A 309-nucleotide genomic window follows, 5' to 3' on the forward strand; every position below is an offset into this window, starting at 1 on the left:
ACAGTGCGAAACTGGATACCACAGCGGCGGGTGCGCCAGGCGTTGAAATCACAGAAGATGCGAACGACGACGGCCTGATCAGCGCGGCGGAGCTGGATGGTGACGTGAACGTGACCATCTCTCTAACCGACACAGGTGCGGTTGAAGGCGATACCTTGACGGTGAACGGCACAGAGATCGAACTGACAGCGGCTCACATCACAGCAGGCGAAGTGTTGACGACAGTCGATGCACCGGCGGAAGGCGCGACGTTAACAGTCGAAGCGACCATTACCGATGCGGCGGGTAACGTGTCTGATAAAGGCACAG

General features: G+C 58.3%; 1 protein-coding gene. It reads left to right on the forward strand.

The window, feature by feature from the left end; genetic code table 11:
* The coding region (locus tag AB4263_RS24150) for a hypothetical protein (protein WP_372099036.1) at positions 1 to 309 on the forward strand (309 nt) is incomplete at both ends.

It is taken from the genome of Vibrio sp. 10N.261.55.C5, assembly GCF_041470505.1.
GTDB lineage: Bacteria > Pseudomonadota > Gammaproteobacteria > Enterobacterales > Vibrionaceae > Vibrio > Vibrio crassostreae_C.